Origin of the sequence: Pseudomonas sp. FGI182 (assembly GCF_000511325.1) — a bacterium.
In the GTDB taxonomy this organism is placed as follows: domain Bacteria; phylum Pseudomonadota; class Gammaproteobacteria; order Pseudomonadales; family Pseudomonadaceae; genus Aquipseudomonas; species Aquipseudomonas putida_Z.
The window spans coordinates 825,273-838,679 of record NZ_CP007012.1; the positions used below are offsets into that span (position 1 = coordinate 825,273).

At 64.6% G+C, this 13,407-nt stretch carries 13 protein-coding genes; 6 read left to right on the forward strand and 7 right to left on the reverse strand.

Annotation, left to right across the window (positions count from 1 at the left end):
- Positions 1-7: 7 nt before the first annotated feature.
- From ispE to C163_RS03725, 3 genes are read right to left on the reverse strand one after another with little or no spacing between them, the layout of a single operon-like run.
- Positions 8-868: a 4-(cytidine 5'-diphospho)-2-C-methyl-D-erythritol kinase gene (gene ispE, locus C163_RS03715; RefSeq protein ID WP_025337680.1), complete on the reverse strand. Its 861-nt coding sequence runs from the start codon at positions 866-868 to the stop codon at positions 8-10.
- A 3-nt stretch (positions 869-871) separates the two neighbouring features.
- The gene (lolB, locus tag C163_RS03720; protein ID WP_025337681.1) at positions 872-1,489 is read right to left on the reverse strand and encodes a lipoprotein insertase outer membrane protein LolB; all 618 of its coding nucleotides are present in this window, start codon (positions 1,487-1,489) and stop codon (positions 872-874) included.
- A 4-nt stretch (positions 1,490-1,493) separates the two neighbouring features.
- Positions 1,494-3,215, reverse strand: coding sequence for a tetratricopeptide repeat protein (locus C163_RS03725; protein ID WP_025337682.1), 1,722 nt, complete (start codon positions 3,213-3,215; stop codon positions 1,494-1,496).
- Positions 3,216-3,757: 542 nt separating this feature from the next.
- Here C163_RS03725 and hemA point away from each other — a divergent pair.
- From hemA to C163_RS03755, 6 genes are all read left to right on the forward strand, one after another.
- Entirely contained in the window at positions 3,758-5,035 is a 1,278-nt protein-coding gene (gene hemA / locus C163_RS03730; protein WP_025337683.1) for a glutamyl-tRNA reductase, read from the forward strand.
- Entirely contained in the window at positions 5,032-6,114 is a 1,083-nt protein-coding gene (gene prfA, locus C163_RS03735) for a peptide chain release factor 1 (RefSeq protein ID WP_013970909.1), read from the forward strand. Before hemA ends, prfA begins: the two co-directional genes overlap by 4 nt.
- Complete coding sequence (gene prmC, locus C163_RS03740; protein ID WP_013970910.1) at positions 6,114-6,944, forward strand: peptide chain release factor N(5)-glutamine methyltransferase; 831 nt, start codon at positions 6,114-6,116, stop codon at positions 6,942-6,944. Before prfA ends, prmC begins: the two co-directional genes overlap by 1 nt.
- Positions 6,938-7,693 carry a molybdopterin-synthase adenylyltransferase MoeB gene (locus C163_RS03745; RefSeq protein WP_025337684.1) on the forward strand — a complete coding sequence of 252 codons (756 nt, stop codon included), beginning with the start codon at positions 6,938-6,940 and terminating at the stop codon, positions 7,691-7,693. The genes prmC and C163_RS03745 overlap by 7 nt, the downstream gene beginning before the upstream one ends.
- On the forward strand, positions 7,686-8,483 hold the full coding sequence (gene murI / locus C163_RS03750; protein WP_025337685.1) for a glutamate racemase: 798 nt from the start codon (positions 7,686-7,688) through the stop codon (positions 8,481-8,483). Before C163_RS03745 ends, murI begins: the two co-directional genes overlap by 8 nt.
- Before the next feature lie 101 nt (positions 8,484-8,584).
- The gene (locus C163_RS03755) at positions 8,585-9,103 is read left to right on the forward strand and encodes an acyloxyacyl hydrolase (protein WP_025337686.1); all 519 of its coding nucleotides are present in this window, start codon (positions 8,585-8,587) and stop codon (positions 9,101-9,103) included.
- A gap of 301 nt (positions 9,104-9,404) precedes the next feature.
- On the opposite strand, the gene C163_RS03760 is transcribed toward C163_RS03755, so the two are convergent.
- The 4 genes from C163_RS03760 to C163_RS03775 are packed head-to-tail and all read right to left on the reverse strand — an operon-like array spanning position 9,405 to position 13,393.
- Entirely contained in the window at positions 9,405-10,106 is a 702-nt protein-coding gene (locus tag C163_RS03760) for an SDR family oxidoreductase (RefSeq protein WP_025337687.1), read from the reverse strand.
- Entirely contained in the window at positions 10,103-11,545 is a 1,443-nt protein-coding gene (gene phrB, locus C163_RS03765) for a deoxyribodipyrimidine photo-lyase (protein WP_025337688.1), read from the reverse strand. The genes C163_RS03760 and phrB overlap by 4 nt, the downstream gene beginning before the upstream one ends.
- Positions 11,536-12,435: a MerR family transcriptional regulator gene (locus tag C163_RS03770; RefSeq protein ID WP_025337689.1), complete on the reverse strand. Its 900-nt coding sequence runs from the start codon at positions 12,433-12,435 to the stop codon at positions 11,536-11,538. The genes phrB and C163_RS03770 overlap by 10 nt, the downstream gene beginning before the upstream one ends.
- Positions 12,425-13,393, reverse strand: a complete 969-nt coding sequence (locus tag C163_RS03775) for a DUF523 and DUF1722 domain-containing protein (RefSeq protein ID WP_025337690.1) — start codon at positions 13,391-13,393, stop codon at positions 12,425-12,427. The genes C163_RS03770 and C163_RS03775 overlap by 11 nt, the downstream gene beginning before the upstream one ends.
- Positions 13,394-13,407: the final 14 nt, after the last annotated feature.

The window sequence follows — 13,407 nt, forward strand, 5'->3', positions numbered from 1 at the left end:
CGAACGCTTATGCGCTCGACTTCTTGACCAGACTTTGCAGCTTGCGATGCAACATCGAAACGTTGCTTCCTTTCGCCACAAACCCTGTTTGGGTCGCTGAAAGAAGGGCCAGAACTTTATCAGCTTCGGCTTTGCTTGGGAAGGCCCCAAACACACAACTTCCAGTACCGGTCAGTCGAGCCTCAGTGAATTTACCCAGTGAGTTCAACGCATTGCGAACTTCCGGGTAACTCTGCTCTACCACCGGTTGGCAGTCATTTCGACTGTTTCCCTCGGGAACGGGGCGCATCTTAAGGGGGAGTGAATCACGTGTCAACTGCGGATGTGAAAAAATTTCTACTGTGCTGACAGACACTTGCGGCACCAGCACGACATACCACGGCTCTTCCGGGTCGACCGGGGTCAGTTGTTCACCCACGCCCTGGGCGAACGCCGCGTGGCCGCGCACGAATACCGGTACGTCGGCGCCCAGGCTCAGGCCCAGTGCGGCCAGGCGGTCTTCGTCCCAGTCCAGTTGCCACAGGTGGGCGAGGGCCAACAGGGTAGTGGCGGCATCCGAGCTGCCACCGCCGATGCCGCCGCCCATGGGCAGCACCTTGCTCAGCCAGATGTCGGCGCCCAAAGTAGTGCCGGATTGTTCCTGCAGCTTGCGCGCGGCACGCACGATCAGGTTGCTGTCGTGCGGCACCGCCTCGATCTCGGTATGCAGGCGGATCACACCGTCGTCACGCACGGCAAAGCTCAGTTCGTCGCCGTGATCGAGAAACTGGAACACGGTTTCCAGCTCGTGATAGCCGTCCGCGCGGCGGCCGATGATGTGCAGCCACAGGTTGAGCTTGGCCGGGGCGGGCAGGGTAAGGGTTTGCATGTATCAGTGCCCCAACTGGCGCGGCTGCCAGTCCTTGACCACCAGGGTCACGTCGAGGTCCTTGCCGTGCAGCTTCATACGCTCGGGCAACCAGTAGCCGTTCTGTTCCGTGTAGCTCAGGTATTGCACCTGCCAGCCGTCCTGGTCGAGGCTGGCCAGGCGGCTGTCGCCGTCCAGGGTCAGCTTGCTCTTGCTGTCGGGGGCGGGCAGGCCGCGTACCCACCAGACCAGGTGCGAGACCGGCAACTGCCAGCCCAGTTGTTCTTCCAGCAGGGCTTCGGGGCTGGGGGCCTCGTAGCGGCCCTGGTTGGCCACTTCCAGTACCACGCCGCCGGGGCGGCCGGTCAGGCGTGCGGCGCCACGACCCAGCGGGCCGGCCAGGCGAATGTCGTAGTAGTCCTGGCGTTGCAGCCAGAACAGCGTACCGCTGCCGGAGTCGCGCGGGGCACGGATGCCGACCTTGCCGTTGATCTGCCAGCCATCGAGGCTGCTCAGCTGTTCTTTATGGGCGCGCCACTGCTGCGGGTCGCCGTGGCCCTGCAGGGCCTCGCGGCTACCGAAGCCGGCACAGCCGGCCAGCAGGGCGATCAGGGTGAAGGTAATGCAATGGCGCAGGAACATGGCGTTAGAGAGTCTCGGATCCGGTCAGGCGCAGGATGGTCTTGCGCAGGATGGGGCTGTCGGCCTGGGCTTCGAAGCCCTTGGCCCAGACCTGGCGGGCTTCGCGGCGCTTGCCGTTGGCCCATAGCACTTCGCCCAGGTGGGCGGCCACTTCGTGGTCGGGGAAGCTGGCAAAGGCCTTGCGCAGGTAGGTTTCAGCCTCGTCGAGGTTGCCCAGGCGGTAACTGACCCAACCCAGGCTGTCGAGCACCGCCGGGTCGTCCGGGGTCAGCTGATGGGCTTTGTCGATCAGCGCCTTGGCTTCGCTGTAGCGGGTGGTGCGGTCGGCCAGGGTGTAGCCGAGGGCGTTCAGGGCCATGGCGTTTTCCGGTTCGCGGGCGATGATGGCGCGCAGGTCTTTTTCCATCTGCGGCAAGTCGTCCCGCTTTTCGGCCAGCATGGCGCGGGTGTACAGCAGGTTGAGGTCGTCCGGGTAGCGCTGGATGGCTTGCTGCAGCACCTGGCTGGCCTGGGCGTCCTTGTTGTTGTTGCTATAGCTTTCCGATTCGATCAGGAACAGCTGGATGGCGTAGTCCGGCTGGGCTTCGCGGGCATCGGCGAGCAGGCGTGAGGCTTCGGTACCACGGCCGTTGGCGATCAGGATGTCGGCCTGGCGCAGTTGCGCCGGCAGGTAGTCGGGGCCCGGGCCGACCAGGGCGTATTCACGCAGGGCGCCTGCAGGGTCGTGGCGCTCCTCGCGGATGCGGCCCAGGTTAAGGTGCGCGGCGTCGACGTTGCTGTCGCGTTCGATCAGCTCCTGCAGGTAGCCCTCGGCTTCATCCCAGTCCTTGTTTTCCAGGCACACCAGGGCCAGCGAATAGCGCAGCTCGTCGTCCTCGGGGTATTGCTGGACCAGGCTGAGGAACTCGCCCTTGGCATCGGCGATGCGGTCCTGTTCGACAAGCGTGCGGGCGTAGGTCAGGCGCAGGCGCTTGTCGTCCGGGTTGTCGCGAATCGCCCCGCGCAGCAGTGGCAGTGCTTCGGGGCCGCGGTCCAGGGCCTGGAGCAGGCGGGCGCGCAGCAGGATTGGGGCGATTTCGCCGTTTTGCGGCGGGTGCGACTCGAGCAGTTCCAAGGCTTCTTCGGCCTTGCCGTCCTGGTTCAGCAACAGGGCCTTGCCGAACACCAGTTGACCGTTGTCCGGGTACTTCACCAGCAGGCGTTCGAAGCTTTGCAGCAGGCCGTCGCGGGTGCTCTGGTCGGTTTCGGCGGCGGACAGGGCGAGGAAATCGAAATGGGTGTCGCCCTGGCCTTGCAGGACCTTTTCCATGTACGTCATGGAGTCGTCATAGCGGCCGGCGCGGGCCAGCTGGATGGCGGCGGCGCGCTGGGCGTCGAGGTTCTGCGGGTCGTTGCGGGCCCAGACCAGGGCGTTGTCCAGTGCCGGTTCGTCGGCGCCGAGGTATTCGGCAATGCGGTAGGCGCGCTCGGAAACCCCGGGGTCCTGGGTTTTCGCTGCCTGGTCGGTGTAGTTGGCCAGGGCGATGTCGAAGCGGTTGCGCTGGCCGGCCAGTTCTGCCACCAGCAGGCTATAGAGCGTGTCCTGCTTGAACGAGCCATACACCACGGGCTTTTCCGCCTCGCTCTTGCCGGCCTCGGCGACGGGGGGCTCGGCCTTTTGCGGGGCCAGGCTCTGGCAGCCCTGGAGCAGGGCGAAGGCAAGCAGCAATGCGTATGGTTTGTTCATAGAAGGCTTTAAGAGGACTCACCGGCGGTCGGAGCATGATGACACAAGCGCGGGGGCAAACCCACCTGTGCTGTGGCTGGTTAACTGCGACCTTTGAGGGGGGGGAAGGGTTCCGGGCAGGTTGGTGGTGCCGGGTGTATGGCTTGATGGGTGTGGCGGTGCGGAGATCGAGCGCCGCCCGTGCGGCGCTTCGCGGGACAAGCCCGCTCCCACATTTGTTGCAACGTGCCGGACTTGTCAGGCCATGGTTGCCCGCCTGGTTGGCTTGACTCTATTCTGAGCTTGTTGTCTCGACTCTATTCTGAGGTGGGCACATCCGCAGCCCACCTGTCTGAAGACATACACCAAGGCTGGCAACGCCTCTCCAACAGACATGGCCACGTTGCAACAAATGTGGGAGCGGGCTTGTCCCGCGAAGCGCCGCGCGGGCGGCGCTCGATTTCACAGGCGCAGAAAGTGTCAAGGCGAACACCAACGGTGGTTGTCCTGAAACCTGCGAAAGAGGACAATTATCGGCTTCCCGTCACAACCAGCGACCTTGCATGGCCTTTCTTGCACTTGGTATCAACCATAAGACTGCCTCGGTAGACGTACGCGAGCGCGTGGCGTTTACCCCAGAGCAGCTGGTAGACGCCCTGCAGCAGCTCTGCCGGCTGACATCCAGCCGCGAAGCGGCGATTCTGTCGACCTGCAACCGTAGCGAGCTCTATATCGAGCAGGACCACCTGTCCGCCGATGTGGTGCTGCAATGGCTCGCCGACTACCACCGCCTCAGCCTGGACGAGCTGCGCGCCAGCGCCTACGTGCACGAAGAGCACGAGGCGGTGAAGCACATGATGCGGGTGGCCTCCGGCCTGGACTCGCTGGTGCTCGGCGAGCCGCAGATCCTCGGCCAGATGAAGTCCGCCTACGCCGTGGCGCGTGAGGCTGGCACCGTCGGCCCATTGCTCGGGCGCCTGTTCCAGGCCACTTTCAGCGCCGCCAAGCAGGTGCGCACCGACACTGCCATCGGCGAAAACCCTGTGTCGGTGGCGTTTGCCGCGGTCAGCCTGGCCAAGCAGATCTTCAGCGACCTGGGCCGCAGCCAGGCCCTGCTGATCGGCGCCGGCGAAACCATCACCCTGGTCGCCCGCCACCTGCATGAGCAGGGCGTGCGCCGCATCGTCGTGGCCAACCGTACCCTCGAGCGGGCCAGCATCCTGGCCGAGCAGTTCGGTGCGCACGCCGTTCTGCTGGCCGACATCCCCCAGGAACTGGCCAACAGCGACATCGTCATCAGCTCCACCGCCAGCCAGTTGCCGATCCTCGGCAAGGGCGCGGTCGAGAGTGCGCTGAAACAGCGCCGGCACAAGCCGATTTTCATGGTCGACATTGCCGTACCGCGCGATATCGAAACCGAAGTCGGCGAACTCGACGACGTCTACCTGTACACTGTCGATGACCTGCACGACGTGGTGGCGGAAAACCTCAAGAGTCGCCAGGGCGCGGCCCAGGCCGCCGAAGAGCTGGTGTCGGTGGGGGCCGAAGACTTCATGCTGCGCCTGCGCGAGCTGGCCGCGGTGGATGTGCTCAAGGCCTATCGCCAGCAAAGCGAGCGCCTGCGCGACGAAGAACTGCAAAAGGCCCAGCGACTGCTGGCCAACGGCGGCAACCCCGAAGACGTACTGGCCCAACTGGCCCGGGGGCTGACCAACAAACTCCTGCACGCGCCCAGCGTGCAATTGAAAAGGCTCTCGGCCGAGGGCCGCCTCGATGCGCTGGCCATGGCCCAGGAACTCTTTGCCCTCAACGAGGGCTCGACGGACAAATCCCCGCAATGAAAGCGTCGCTGCTGAACAAACTGGAAATTCTCCAGGACCGCTTCGAAGAACTCACCGCACTGCTCGGTGATGCCGAGGTCATTTCCGACCAGACGCGCTTTCGCGCCTATTCCCGTGAATACGCCGAAGTCGAGCCGGTCTACGCTGCTTATAAAGAGTGGCGCAAAGTCCAGGACGACCTCGAAGGTGCCCAGGCGCTGCTCAAGGACAGTGACCCGGACCTGCGCGAAATGGCCGTGGAAGAAGTGCGTGAAGCCAAGGAACAACTGCTGACGCTGGAGTCGCAGCTGCAACGCATGCTGTTGCCCAAGGACCCCAACGATGGCCGTAACGTGTTCCTCGAAATCCGTGCCGGCACCGGTGGCGACGAGGCGGCGATCTTCTCCGGCGACCTGTTCCGCATGTATTCGCGCTACGCCGAAAAGCGTGGCTGGCGCCTGGAAATCCTCTCCGAGAACGAAGGCGAGCACGGCGGCTACAAGGAAATCATCGCCCGCGTCGAAGGCGAGAGCGTGTACGGCAAGCTCAAGTTCGAGTCCGGCGCACACCGCGTACAGCGCGTGCCCGAAACCGAATCCCAGGGCCGTATCCACACCTCCGCGTGCACCGTGGCAGTGCTGCCCGAGCCAGACGAGCAGGCGGCCATCGAGATCAACCCGGCCGACCTGCGCGTGGACACCTACCGCGCATCCGGTGCCGGCGGCCAGCACGTCAACAAGACCGACTCGGCGATCCGTATCACCCACTTGCCCACCGGTATCGTGGTCGAGTGCCAGGAAGAGCGCTCGCAGCACAAGAACCGTGCCCGCGCCATGTCCTGGCTGTCGGCCAAGCTCAACGACATGCAGACCAGCGCCGCGCAGAACGCCATCGCCACCGAGCGCAAGCTGCTGGTCGGCTCGGGTGACCGTTCCGAGCGTATCCGTACGTACAATTATCCACAGGGCCGGGTGACCGACCACCGCATCAACCTGACCCTGTACTCGCTGGACGACATCCTCGCCGGCGGCGTGGAGGCGGTAATCGAACCGCTGCTGGCCGAATACCAGGCCGATCAACTGGCCGCCCTGGGGGACTGATGACCATCATCGCCAGCCTGCTGCGCAACGCGCAGTTGCCAGAATCGCCCACCGAGCGGCTGGATGCCGAGCTGCTGTTGGCCGCGGCCATCGGCAAGTCGCGCAGCTACCTGCACACCTGGCCCGAGCGAATCGTCAGCAGCGAAGATGCCGAGACCTATGCCGGCTACCTGCAGCGCCGCCGTGGCGGCGAACCGGTCGCCTACATTCTCGGGCTGCAGGGCTTCTGGAAGATCGACCTGGAGGTGGCGCCGCATACCCTGATCCCGCGGCCGGATACCGAGCTGCTGGTCGAAGCCGCGCTTGAACTGCAACCCGCCACGCCGGCCAAGGTCCTTGACCTGGGTACCGGCACCGGCGCGATTGCCCTGGCCCTGGCCAGCGATCGCCCGGCCTGGCAGGTAACTGCAGTGGACCGGGTGGAGGAGGCCGCCGCCCTGGCCGAGCGCAACCGCCAGCGCCTGGGCCTGGCGAACGCCCAGGTACGGCTCAGCCACTGGTTCGACAGCCTGGCCGGCGAGCGTTTCGACCTGATTGTCAGCAACCCGCCCTACATCGCCGCCGCAGACCCGCACCTGGTCGCCGGTGATGTACGCTTCGAACCCAGCAGCGCGCTGGTGGCCGGCGCCGATGGCCTGGACGACTTGCGCGTGATCGCTGCCCAGGCCCCCGCGCACCTGGTACCGGGTGGCTGGTTGCTGCTGGAGCACGGCTACGATCAGGCAGCGGCGGTGCGCGCCTTGCTGGCTGAACAAGGCTTCATCGAGGTCGCCAGCCGCACGGACCTGGGCGGCCATGAACGCATTACCCTGGGGCGCCTGCCATGCTGAGTGATCAGGAACTGCTGCGTTACAGCCGGCAGGTATTGCTGGCCCAGATCGACATCGACGGCCAGTTGCGGCTCAAGCAGAGCAAGGCGCTGATCGTCGGGCTCGGTGGCCTTGGCTCGCCAGTCGCCTTGTACCTGGCCGCTGCCGGGGTGGGTGAGCTGCACTTGGCCGACTTCGACACCGTCGACCTGACCAACCTGCAACGCCAGGTGATCCACGACAGTGCCAGCGTCGGCATGAGCAAGGTCGATTCGGCCTTGCAGCGCTTGCAGGCGATCAACCCGGAAATCAGCCTGGTTGCCCATCGCCAGGCTCTGGACGAGGACTCGCTGGCGGCAGCGGTGGCAGCGGTGGACCTGGTGCTGGACTGCTCTGACAATTTCGGTACCCGCGAGGCGGTCAACGTCGCCTGTGTCGCGGCTGGCAAGCCGCTGGTCAGCGGTGCGGCGATCCGCCTGGAAGGGCAGTTGTCGGTATTCGATCCACGGCGTGACTACAGCCCTTGCTACCACTGCCTGTACGGCCATGGCAGCGAAGCCGAACTGACCTGCAGCGAAGCCGGTGTGATCGGCCCGCTGGTGGGCCTGGTGGGCAGCCTGCAGGCGCTGGAGGCGATGAAGCTGCTGGCCGGGTTCGGCGAGCCGCTGGTCGGTCGCCTGCTGCTGATCGATGCTCTCGGCACTCGTATCCGCGAGCTACGGGTCAAGCGCGACCCGGCCTGTGCGGTCTGCGGCAAGCGCGATGGCTGAGCGCTCGGCGCCGGTCGGCGTGATGGATTCCGGAGTCGGCGGCTTGTCGGTGCTCGCAGAGATCCAGCGCCTGCTGCCCAACGAGACGCTGCTGTACGTGGCCGATTGCGGGCACATACCCTACGGCGAGAAGTCGCCGGACTATATCCGTGAGCGTCTCCGACGCATTGCTGCGTTCTTCCATGAACAGGGTGCCAAGGCCATGGTACTGGCCTGCAATACCGCCACGGTGGCGGCGGTGGCCGACCTGCGCGAGTTGTACCCGACCTGGCCGCTGGTGGGCATGGAGCCGGCGGTGAAGCCTGCTGCCGCCGCCACGCGCTCGGGCGTGGTCGGTGTGCTGGCCACCACAGGTACCCTGCAGAGCGCCAAGTTCGCCGCCTTGCTCGACCGCTTTGCCAATGACGTGCAGGTCATCACCCAACCTTGCCCGGGGCTGGTCGAGCTGATCGAGACCGGCGACCTGGCCAGTCCGGCGCTGCGCCAGTTGCTGCAAGGTTATGTGCAGCCGTTGCTGGCCGCTGGCTGCGACACGTTGATCCTCGGCTGCACCCATTACCCCTTCCTGCGCCCGTTGCTGGCCGGCATGGTGCCAGCCGACGTGGCCATCATCGACACCGGTGCCGCAGTGGCGCGCCAACTGCAGCGGCTGCTGGGCGCGGATGACCTGCTGGCCGATGGGCCAGCCCGGGATACCCGCTTCTGGACCAGTGCCGATCCGCAATCACTCAGACAAATCCTACCCTTGCTGTGGCATAAGTCCGACAGTGTGCAAAGCTTTTCATTGTGAAAAAAATGTGAAAAGAAGCTGAACTATCGTACCACTGCCGTTTTCTATCGCTTTGCCTGACATGAGGCGGATACCAATAACAGCAAAGAAGGATGTTGCTCATGAAGAAGCTGCTTGGCTTGGCGGCGGCTGCCGTCTTCACCCTGGGGCACTCACTGGCGGCGCAGGCTGCCGACGTTTCGTTTTCGGTGGGGCAGACCGGTGACTCGACCATGGTCTATCGGTTGGGGCTGCAATCGAATTGGGACGCGAGCTGGTGGCAGACCAGCGTCGGGCGCCTGACGGGATACTGGGATGGGGCTTACACCTATTGGGATGGTGACGAGACTGCGAGCAACCATAGCCTGTCGTTCGCGCCGGTGTTCGTCTACGAGTTTGCCGGGGAGTCGGTTAAGCCTTATATAGAGGCGGGGATTGGCGTGGCGGCGTTTTCCAGCACCGAGTTGGAAGACAACGAATTGGGTTCGGCATTCCAGTTCGAGGACCGTATCGGCTTTGGATTGCGCTTTGCCGGTGGGCATGAGATTGGCGTACGGGCGATTCACTATTCCAACGCAGGCATCAAGCAGCCCAACGATGGGGTGGAGAGCTATAGCCTGCATTACCGCATGGCGCTCTGAGCTCTCCTGTGCCGGCCTCTTCGCCGGTGAACCCGCTCCCACAGGGGGGCTTACATAGCTTGAGATCTATGAGGTACCTGGGGGAGCAACTGTCTTGCTCCATTACTCAGGCTACCTCATCACCTTGTAGGAGCAGCCTTGTGCTGCGAAGAAGCCATTGCTGCAGAAGAACATCTGCTGCCCTACTGCCCTCTTCGCAGCACAAGGCTGCTCCTACAGGTTATGCGCATGACTTCAAGCCGATGCGGTCGAGGTGGGAGCCGGCTTGCCGGCGATAGGGCCGGAACGGTCACCACATCGATTACTTGAGTGGCAAAGGCCACAGGCTAGTCAGATCCAAAGCCTCCAGCACAAGCTCGGGCTCCCTCTGCGGCCACCGCCGCAGCAGCTCTTCTGCCGCATTCTGCGGCGTCCACGCCTCCGGTATCGCCTGCGCCGGTGTCACAGGTGTCTTCAGCGACTGCGGCCCCACCACGGTCAGCTCAACCCCCTGCGCCTTCAACGCCTGACGCTGCTCGCGCATCCACTGCGGCATGTTGTTCCAGCCCGCAGGCGCCTGCGTCGGTGCATGCAACTGCAGCGCCGAATAACGGTTGAACACCGCCATCACCTGGGGTGAGTCACCCTTCGCCAGCAAAGGTAGCGCTTTGGCCAGGCAATGCTCGCCGGCCAACTGGTTGTCAGTGACGATCGCCTCGAACAACTCGCTGTCCGCCACATCGTCCGCCAGGTAGTCGCTGGTACCGGCATTGATGATCAAACCGTCCAGCGCGCACCAGGCATGGCATATCTGCTGGCTGGCCTGGGCCGCCTGGTGTTCTTCGTGCAACTGCCACGGCAAGCGCAACAGCTGGCTGCCATAGCGTGCAGCCAAGGCATCCAGTGCCTCGCCATGCTTGGCGCTTGCAGCTACCCGGTGTCCTTGCTCGAGTAACCCTTCCACTAACGCCAGGCCTAGTCCATTGCCTGCTCCCGTCACCCAGATACTGCGTGCGTTGTTCAAGATGCTGCCCTCTGATCCTGCCGGCGCGGGAGGTTCTTGAATGCCTCCAGTGCGCGCTGACGACTGCTGTCGAGATCGACAATTGGACTGTGATAGGAATATCTAGCAAAAAGATCCGCCGACTTCACGGGGAAATGAATGGCTTTTTCATCCAGCCCCTGCAATTCCGGCAGCCAGTGCCGAATGAAACGCCCCTGCGGGTCGAAACGCTGCGACTGTGAAACCGGGTTGAAGATGCGGAAATAGGGCACTGCGTCAGTGCCAGTGGACGCGCTCCACTGCCAGCCACCGTTGTTGGCGGCCAGGTCGCCGTCTATCAGGTGGCGCATGAAATGCCGCTCGCCCTTGCGCCAGTCGATCAACAGGTTCTTGCTGAGGAACATGGCCACGATCATGCGCAGGCGGTTGTGCATCCACCCGGTATCCAGCAGTTGGCGCATGGCGGCGTCGATGATCGGGAAGCCGGTACGGCCCTGTTCCCAGGCTTCGAGGTCGGCCGGTGCATCGCGCCAGGGCAGGGCTTCGGTCTGGGCGCGGAAGGCGCGGTGACGCGAGACCTGTGGATAACCGGTCAGGATGTGTTTGTAGAATTCGCGCCAGAGCAGCTCGTTGATCCAGGTTTGCACGCCGCTGCTGCCGCTGTCGAACTCGCCGCGGTTGCTGGCCAGGGCGCCGTGCAGGCACTGGCGCGGTGAAATCACGCCTGCGGCCAGGTAGGCCGAGAGCTGGCTGGTGCCGGGCTTGGCAGGCAAGTCGCGCAGCTGTTGGTAGTCGTCGATGGTTTCGTCGAGAAAACGGGTCAGCCGCGCCTGCGCTTCGGCTTCGCCGGCCGGCCAGTGGTCGCGCAGTGTTTGCGCGGGTTTTTCGAAGCCGTCCACGTGCTGGGGGATCGGGTCGCTGCTGACCTGCAGCGGTGCCTGGCGTTTCACCCGCTGGGCCAGGGCGGGGAGGCCGCGGTGCAGGTGCTCCAGGCAGTTCTTCTTGAACTGGCTGAACACCTGGAAGTAGTCGCCGCTGCGGGTAAGGATGGTGCCTGGGCGGAACAACAGCTGGTCGAGGTGGCTGTGGGCCTGGATGGACGACTTTTCCAGCAGCGCGCGGGTGGCGTCGTCGCGACGTTGCTCGTTGATGCCGTACTCCTCGTTCCAGTGCACGCTTTGCACCTGATGCTGGCGGCAGACATCGAGTACGGCCTGTGGCGCCTGGTCCCAGGTGTCGATCCTGCGGATCAGCAGGGGGATGTTCAGGCGCTCCAGCGACTGGCGCAGGTCGCGCAGGTTGCGCAGCCAGAAGTCGACTTTGCAGGCGGCGTCGTCGTGGGCCAGCCATTGCCCGGGGCTGACCAGCCACAGGGCGAGGGCCGGGCCGCGTTCGCTGGCGGCGCTGAGCGCGGTGTTGTCATCGATGCGCAGGTCGCTGCGCAGCCAGGTCAGGTGCATGGTGCGGTCATCTCTCCAGGCTGGCGGTCATGGGCTTGCAGCAAACGCAATGCCGCCTGAGGGGTATCGAACAGGGCAAGGTTGGGCAGCCTGAGGGCACGCAGCCGGGCTTCGTGCAGCGCCAGCATCGGCCCGCCGGCCAGGGTCGGTACGGGCAGGTTGGACAGGGTGCGTTGCAGCGCCTTGTCATCGATGCGTGGCCCCAGGTGCAGCAGCACGGCGCGCGGCTTGAGCATGGTTACGGCGCGTTGCAGGTGCGCGCCGGCAATGGTGTGCTCCAGTACTTCGACCGGCAGGCCGTTGCTGGTGAACAGCCAGGCGCACAACCACAAACCGGGGCTGAAGGTGTGTTCGCTGTCTTCGGCCAGCAAGATGGCAGGGCCTTGCAGCAACTGGTTGTCGTGGTAGACCCGGGCGCCCAGCTTGCTGCGCAGCCAGCTGTGGAAAAACACCTGCTCCAGCCGTGCATTGAAATAGTTGCGCCAGCGCAGGTCGAGGAGGTCGAGCAGCGGCGACAGCAATTGCTCGCACAGGGTGACGGCCGGGTACAGGGCCATGGCCTGGTTGAGCTGCTGGTCGAGGGCGCGCTGCGACAGCGTGGCGATGGCCTCGACCAGTTGGAACTGCCGGGCTTGCCAGTCGCCTTTCGGTGGCGTGCTGGCCGGTTTGTCGAGCAGTTCGCGTACCTGGCCGACGGAGGCGCCGCGTTGCAGCCAGGCGAGGATCGCCTCGACGCGTTCGACCTGCTCCAGCGGATACAGGCGATGGCCCTTGGCGGTACGCTGGGGCTTGAGCAGGCCGTAGCGGCGCTCCCAGGCGCGCAGGGTGACGGGATTGACGCCCGTGCGGCGGGCCAGTTCGCCGATGGGCAACAGGATTTCAGACGGCATTGCGCAGGCCCAGGCGCTCGGGGTGCGGCTGCAGGTAGGCCTGCTGCTGCAGATACGGGTCGGGGTGCTTGCGCAAATGGTGCTTGAGCAGGGTCAGCGGCACTACCAGGGGCACCACGCCTTGCTGGTATTGGCCGATGATGGCTTGCAGCTCGGCTTTGTCCTGCTGTGTGAGGGTGTCCTTGAAGTAGCCGCTCAGATGCTGCAGCACATTGCAATGAGTGCCTCGGCTGGCACAGCGACGCAGGGCCTGCATCAGCTGGCTGAAATAGCGCGGGCCGATGCTTTGCGGGTCATCGTCCTTGCTCATGCTGCCGAGCAGGCGCCCAAGGCTGCGGTAGGCCTGCGGGTTGTTGGCCATCAGCAGGTACTTGTAGCGCGAGTGGAACCGCACCAGGGCGCCACGGCTCAGGCCTTCGGCCAGCAGGCGCTGCCAGTCGGCATAGGCGTACACACGGCTGATGAAGTTCTCGCGCAGCACAGGGTCGTGCAGGCGGCCTTCTTCTTCCACCGGCAGGTCCGGGCGCCGTGCGCAGAACGCCTGGGCATACACGCCCCGTCCACCGTGAAAGGCCGGGTGGCCATTGTCCTGGTACACCTTGACCCGCTCCAGGCCACAGGAAGGCGATTTCTGCATGAAGATGTAGCCGCAGATATCGTCGAGTTCGGCTGCCATTTGCTCGCCGTAGTTGCGCAGCGGGCCGGTAAGGTCCATGCCGGGGTTGCGGGTGCCTACCACTTCCGGCTGCTCGGGGTTGCCGACCAGCCGGATCGGGTCACGCGGCACGCCCAGGCCGATGGCCACCTCCGGGCACACCGGCAACCAGTCGAAATGTTCCTCGAGTTGCATACGGCACAGGTCGGAGGCCTTGTGGCCGCCGTTATAGCGCACGCTGTGCCCGGTCAGGCAGGCGCTGATGGCGATACGCGGCTTGCTGTGGGCAAATGAGTCGTGCATGTGCTGCCTCCCAA

Bases quoted from the DNA above. Each gene is read 5' to 3' on its own strand.
- ispE (WP_025337680.1), bottom strand. From the start codon at position 868: ATGCAAACCCTTACCCTGCCCGCCCCGGCCAAGCTCAACCTGTGGCTG.
- lolB (WP_025337681.1), bottom strand. From the start codon at position 1,489: ATGTTCCTGCGCCATTGCATTACCTTCACCCTGATCGCCCTGCTGGCC.
- C163_RS03725 (WP_025337682.1), bottom strand. From the start codon at position 3,215: ATGAACAAACCATACGCATTGCTGCTTGCCTTCGCCCTGCTCCAGGGC.
- hemA (WP_025337683.1), top strand. From the start codon at position 3,758: ATGGCCTTTCTTGCACTTGGTATCAACCATAAGACTGCCTCGGTAGAC.
- prfA (WP_013970909.1), top strand. From the start codon at position 5,032: ATGAAAGCGTCGCTGCTGAACAAACTGGAAATTCTCCAGGACCGCTTC.
- prmC (WP_013970910.1), top strand. From the start codon at position 6,114: ATGACCATCATCGCCAGCCTGCTGCGCAACGCGCAGTTGCCAGAATCG.
- C163_RS03745 (WP_025337684.1), top strand. From the start codon at position 6,938: ATGCTGAGTGATCAGGAACTGCTGCGTTACAGCCGGCAGGTATTGCTG.
- murI (WP_025337685.1), top strand. From the start codon at position 7,686: ATGGCTGAGCGCTCGGCGCCGGTCGGCGTGATGGATTCCGGAGTCGGC.
- C163_RS03755 (WP_025337686.1), top strand. From the start codon at position 8,585: ATGAAGAAGCTGCTTGGCTTGGCGGCGGCTGCCGTCTTCACCCTGGGG.
- phrB (WP_025337688.1), bottom strand. From the start codon at position 11,545: ATGCACCTGACCTGGCTGCGCAGCGACCTGCGCATCGATGACAACACC.
- C163_RS03770 (WP_025337689.1), bottom strand. From the start codon at position 12,435: ATGCCGTCTGAAATCCTGTTGCCCATCGGCGAACTGGCCCGCCGCACG.
- C163_RS03775 (WP_025337690.1), bottom strand. From the start codon at position 13,393: ATGCACGACTCATTTGCCCACAGCAAGCCGCGTATCGCCATCAGCGCC.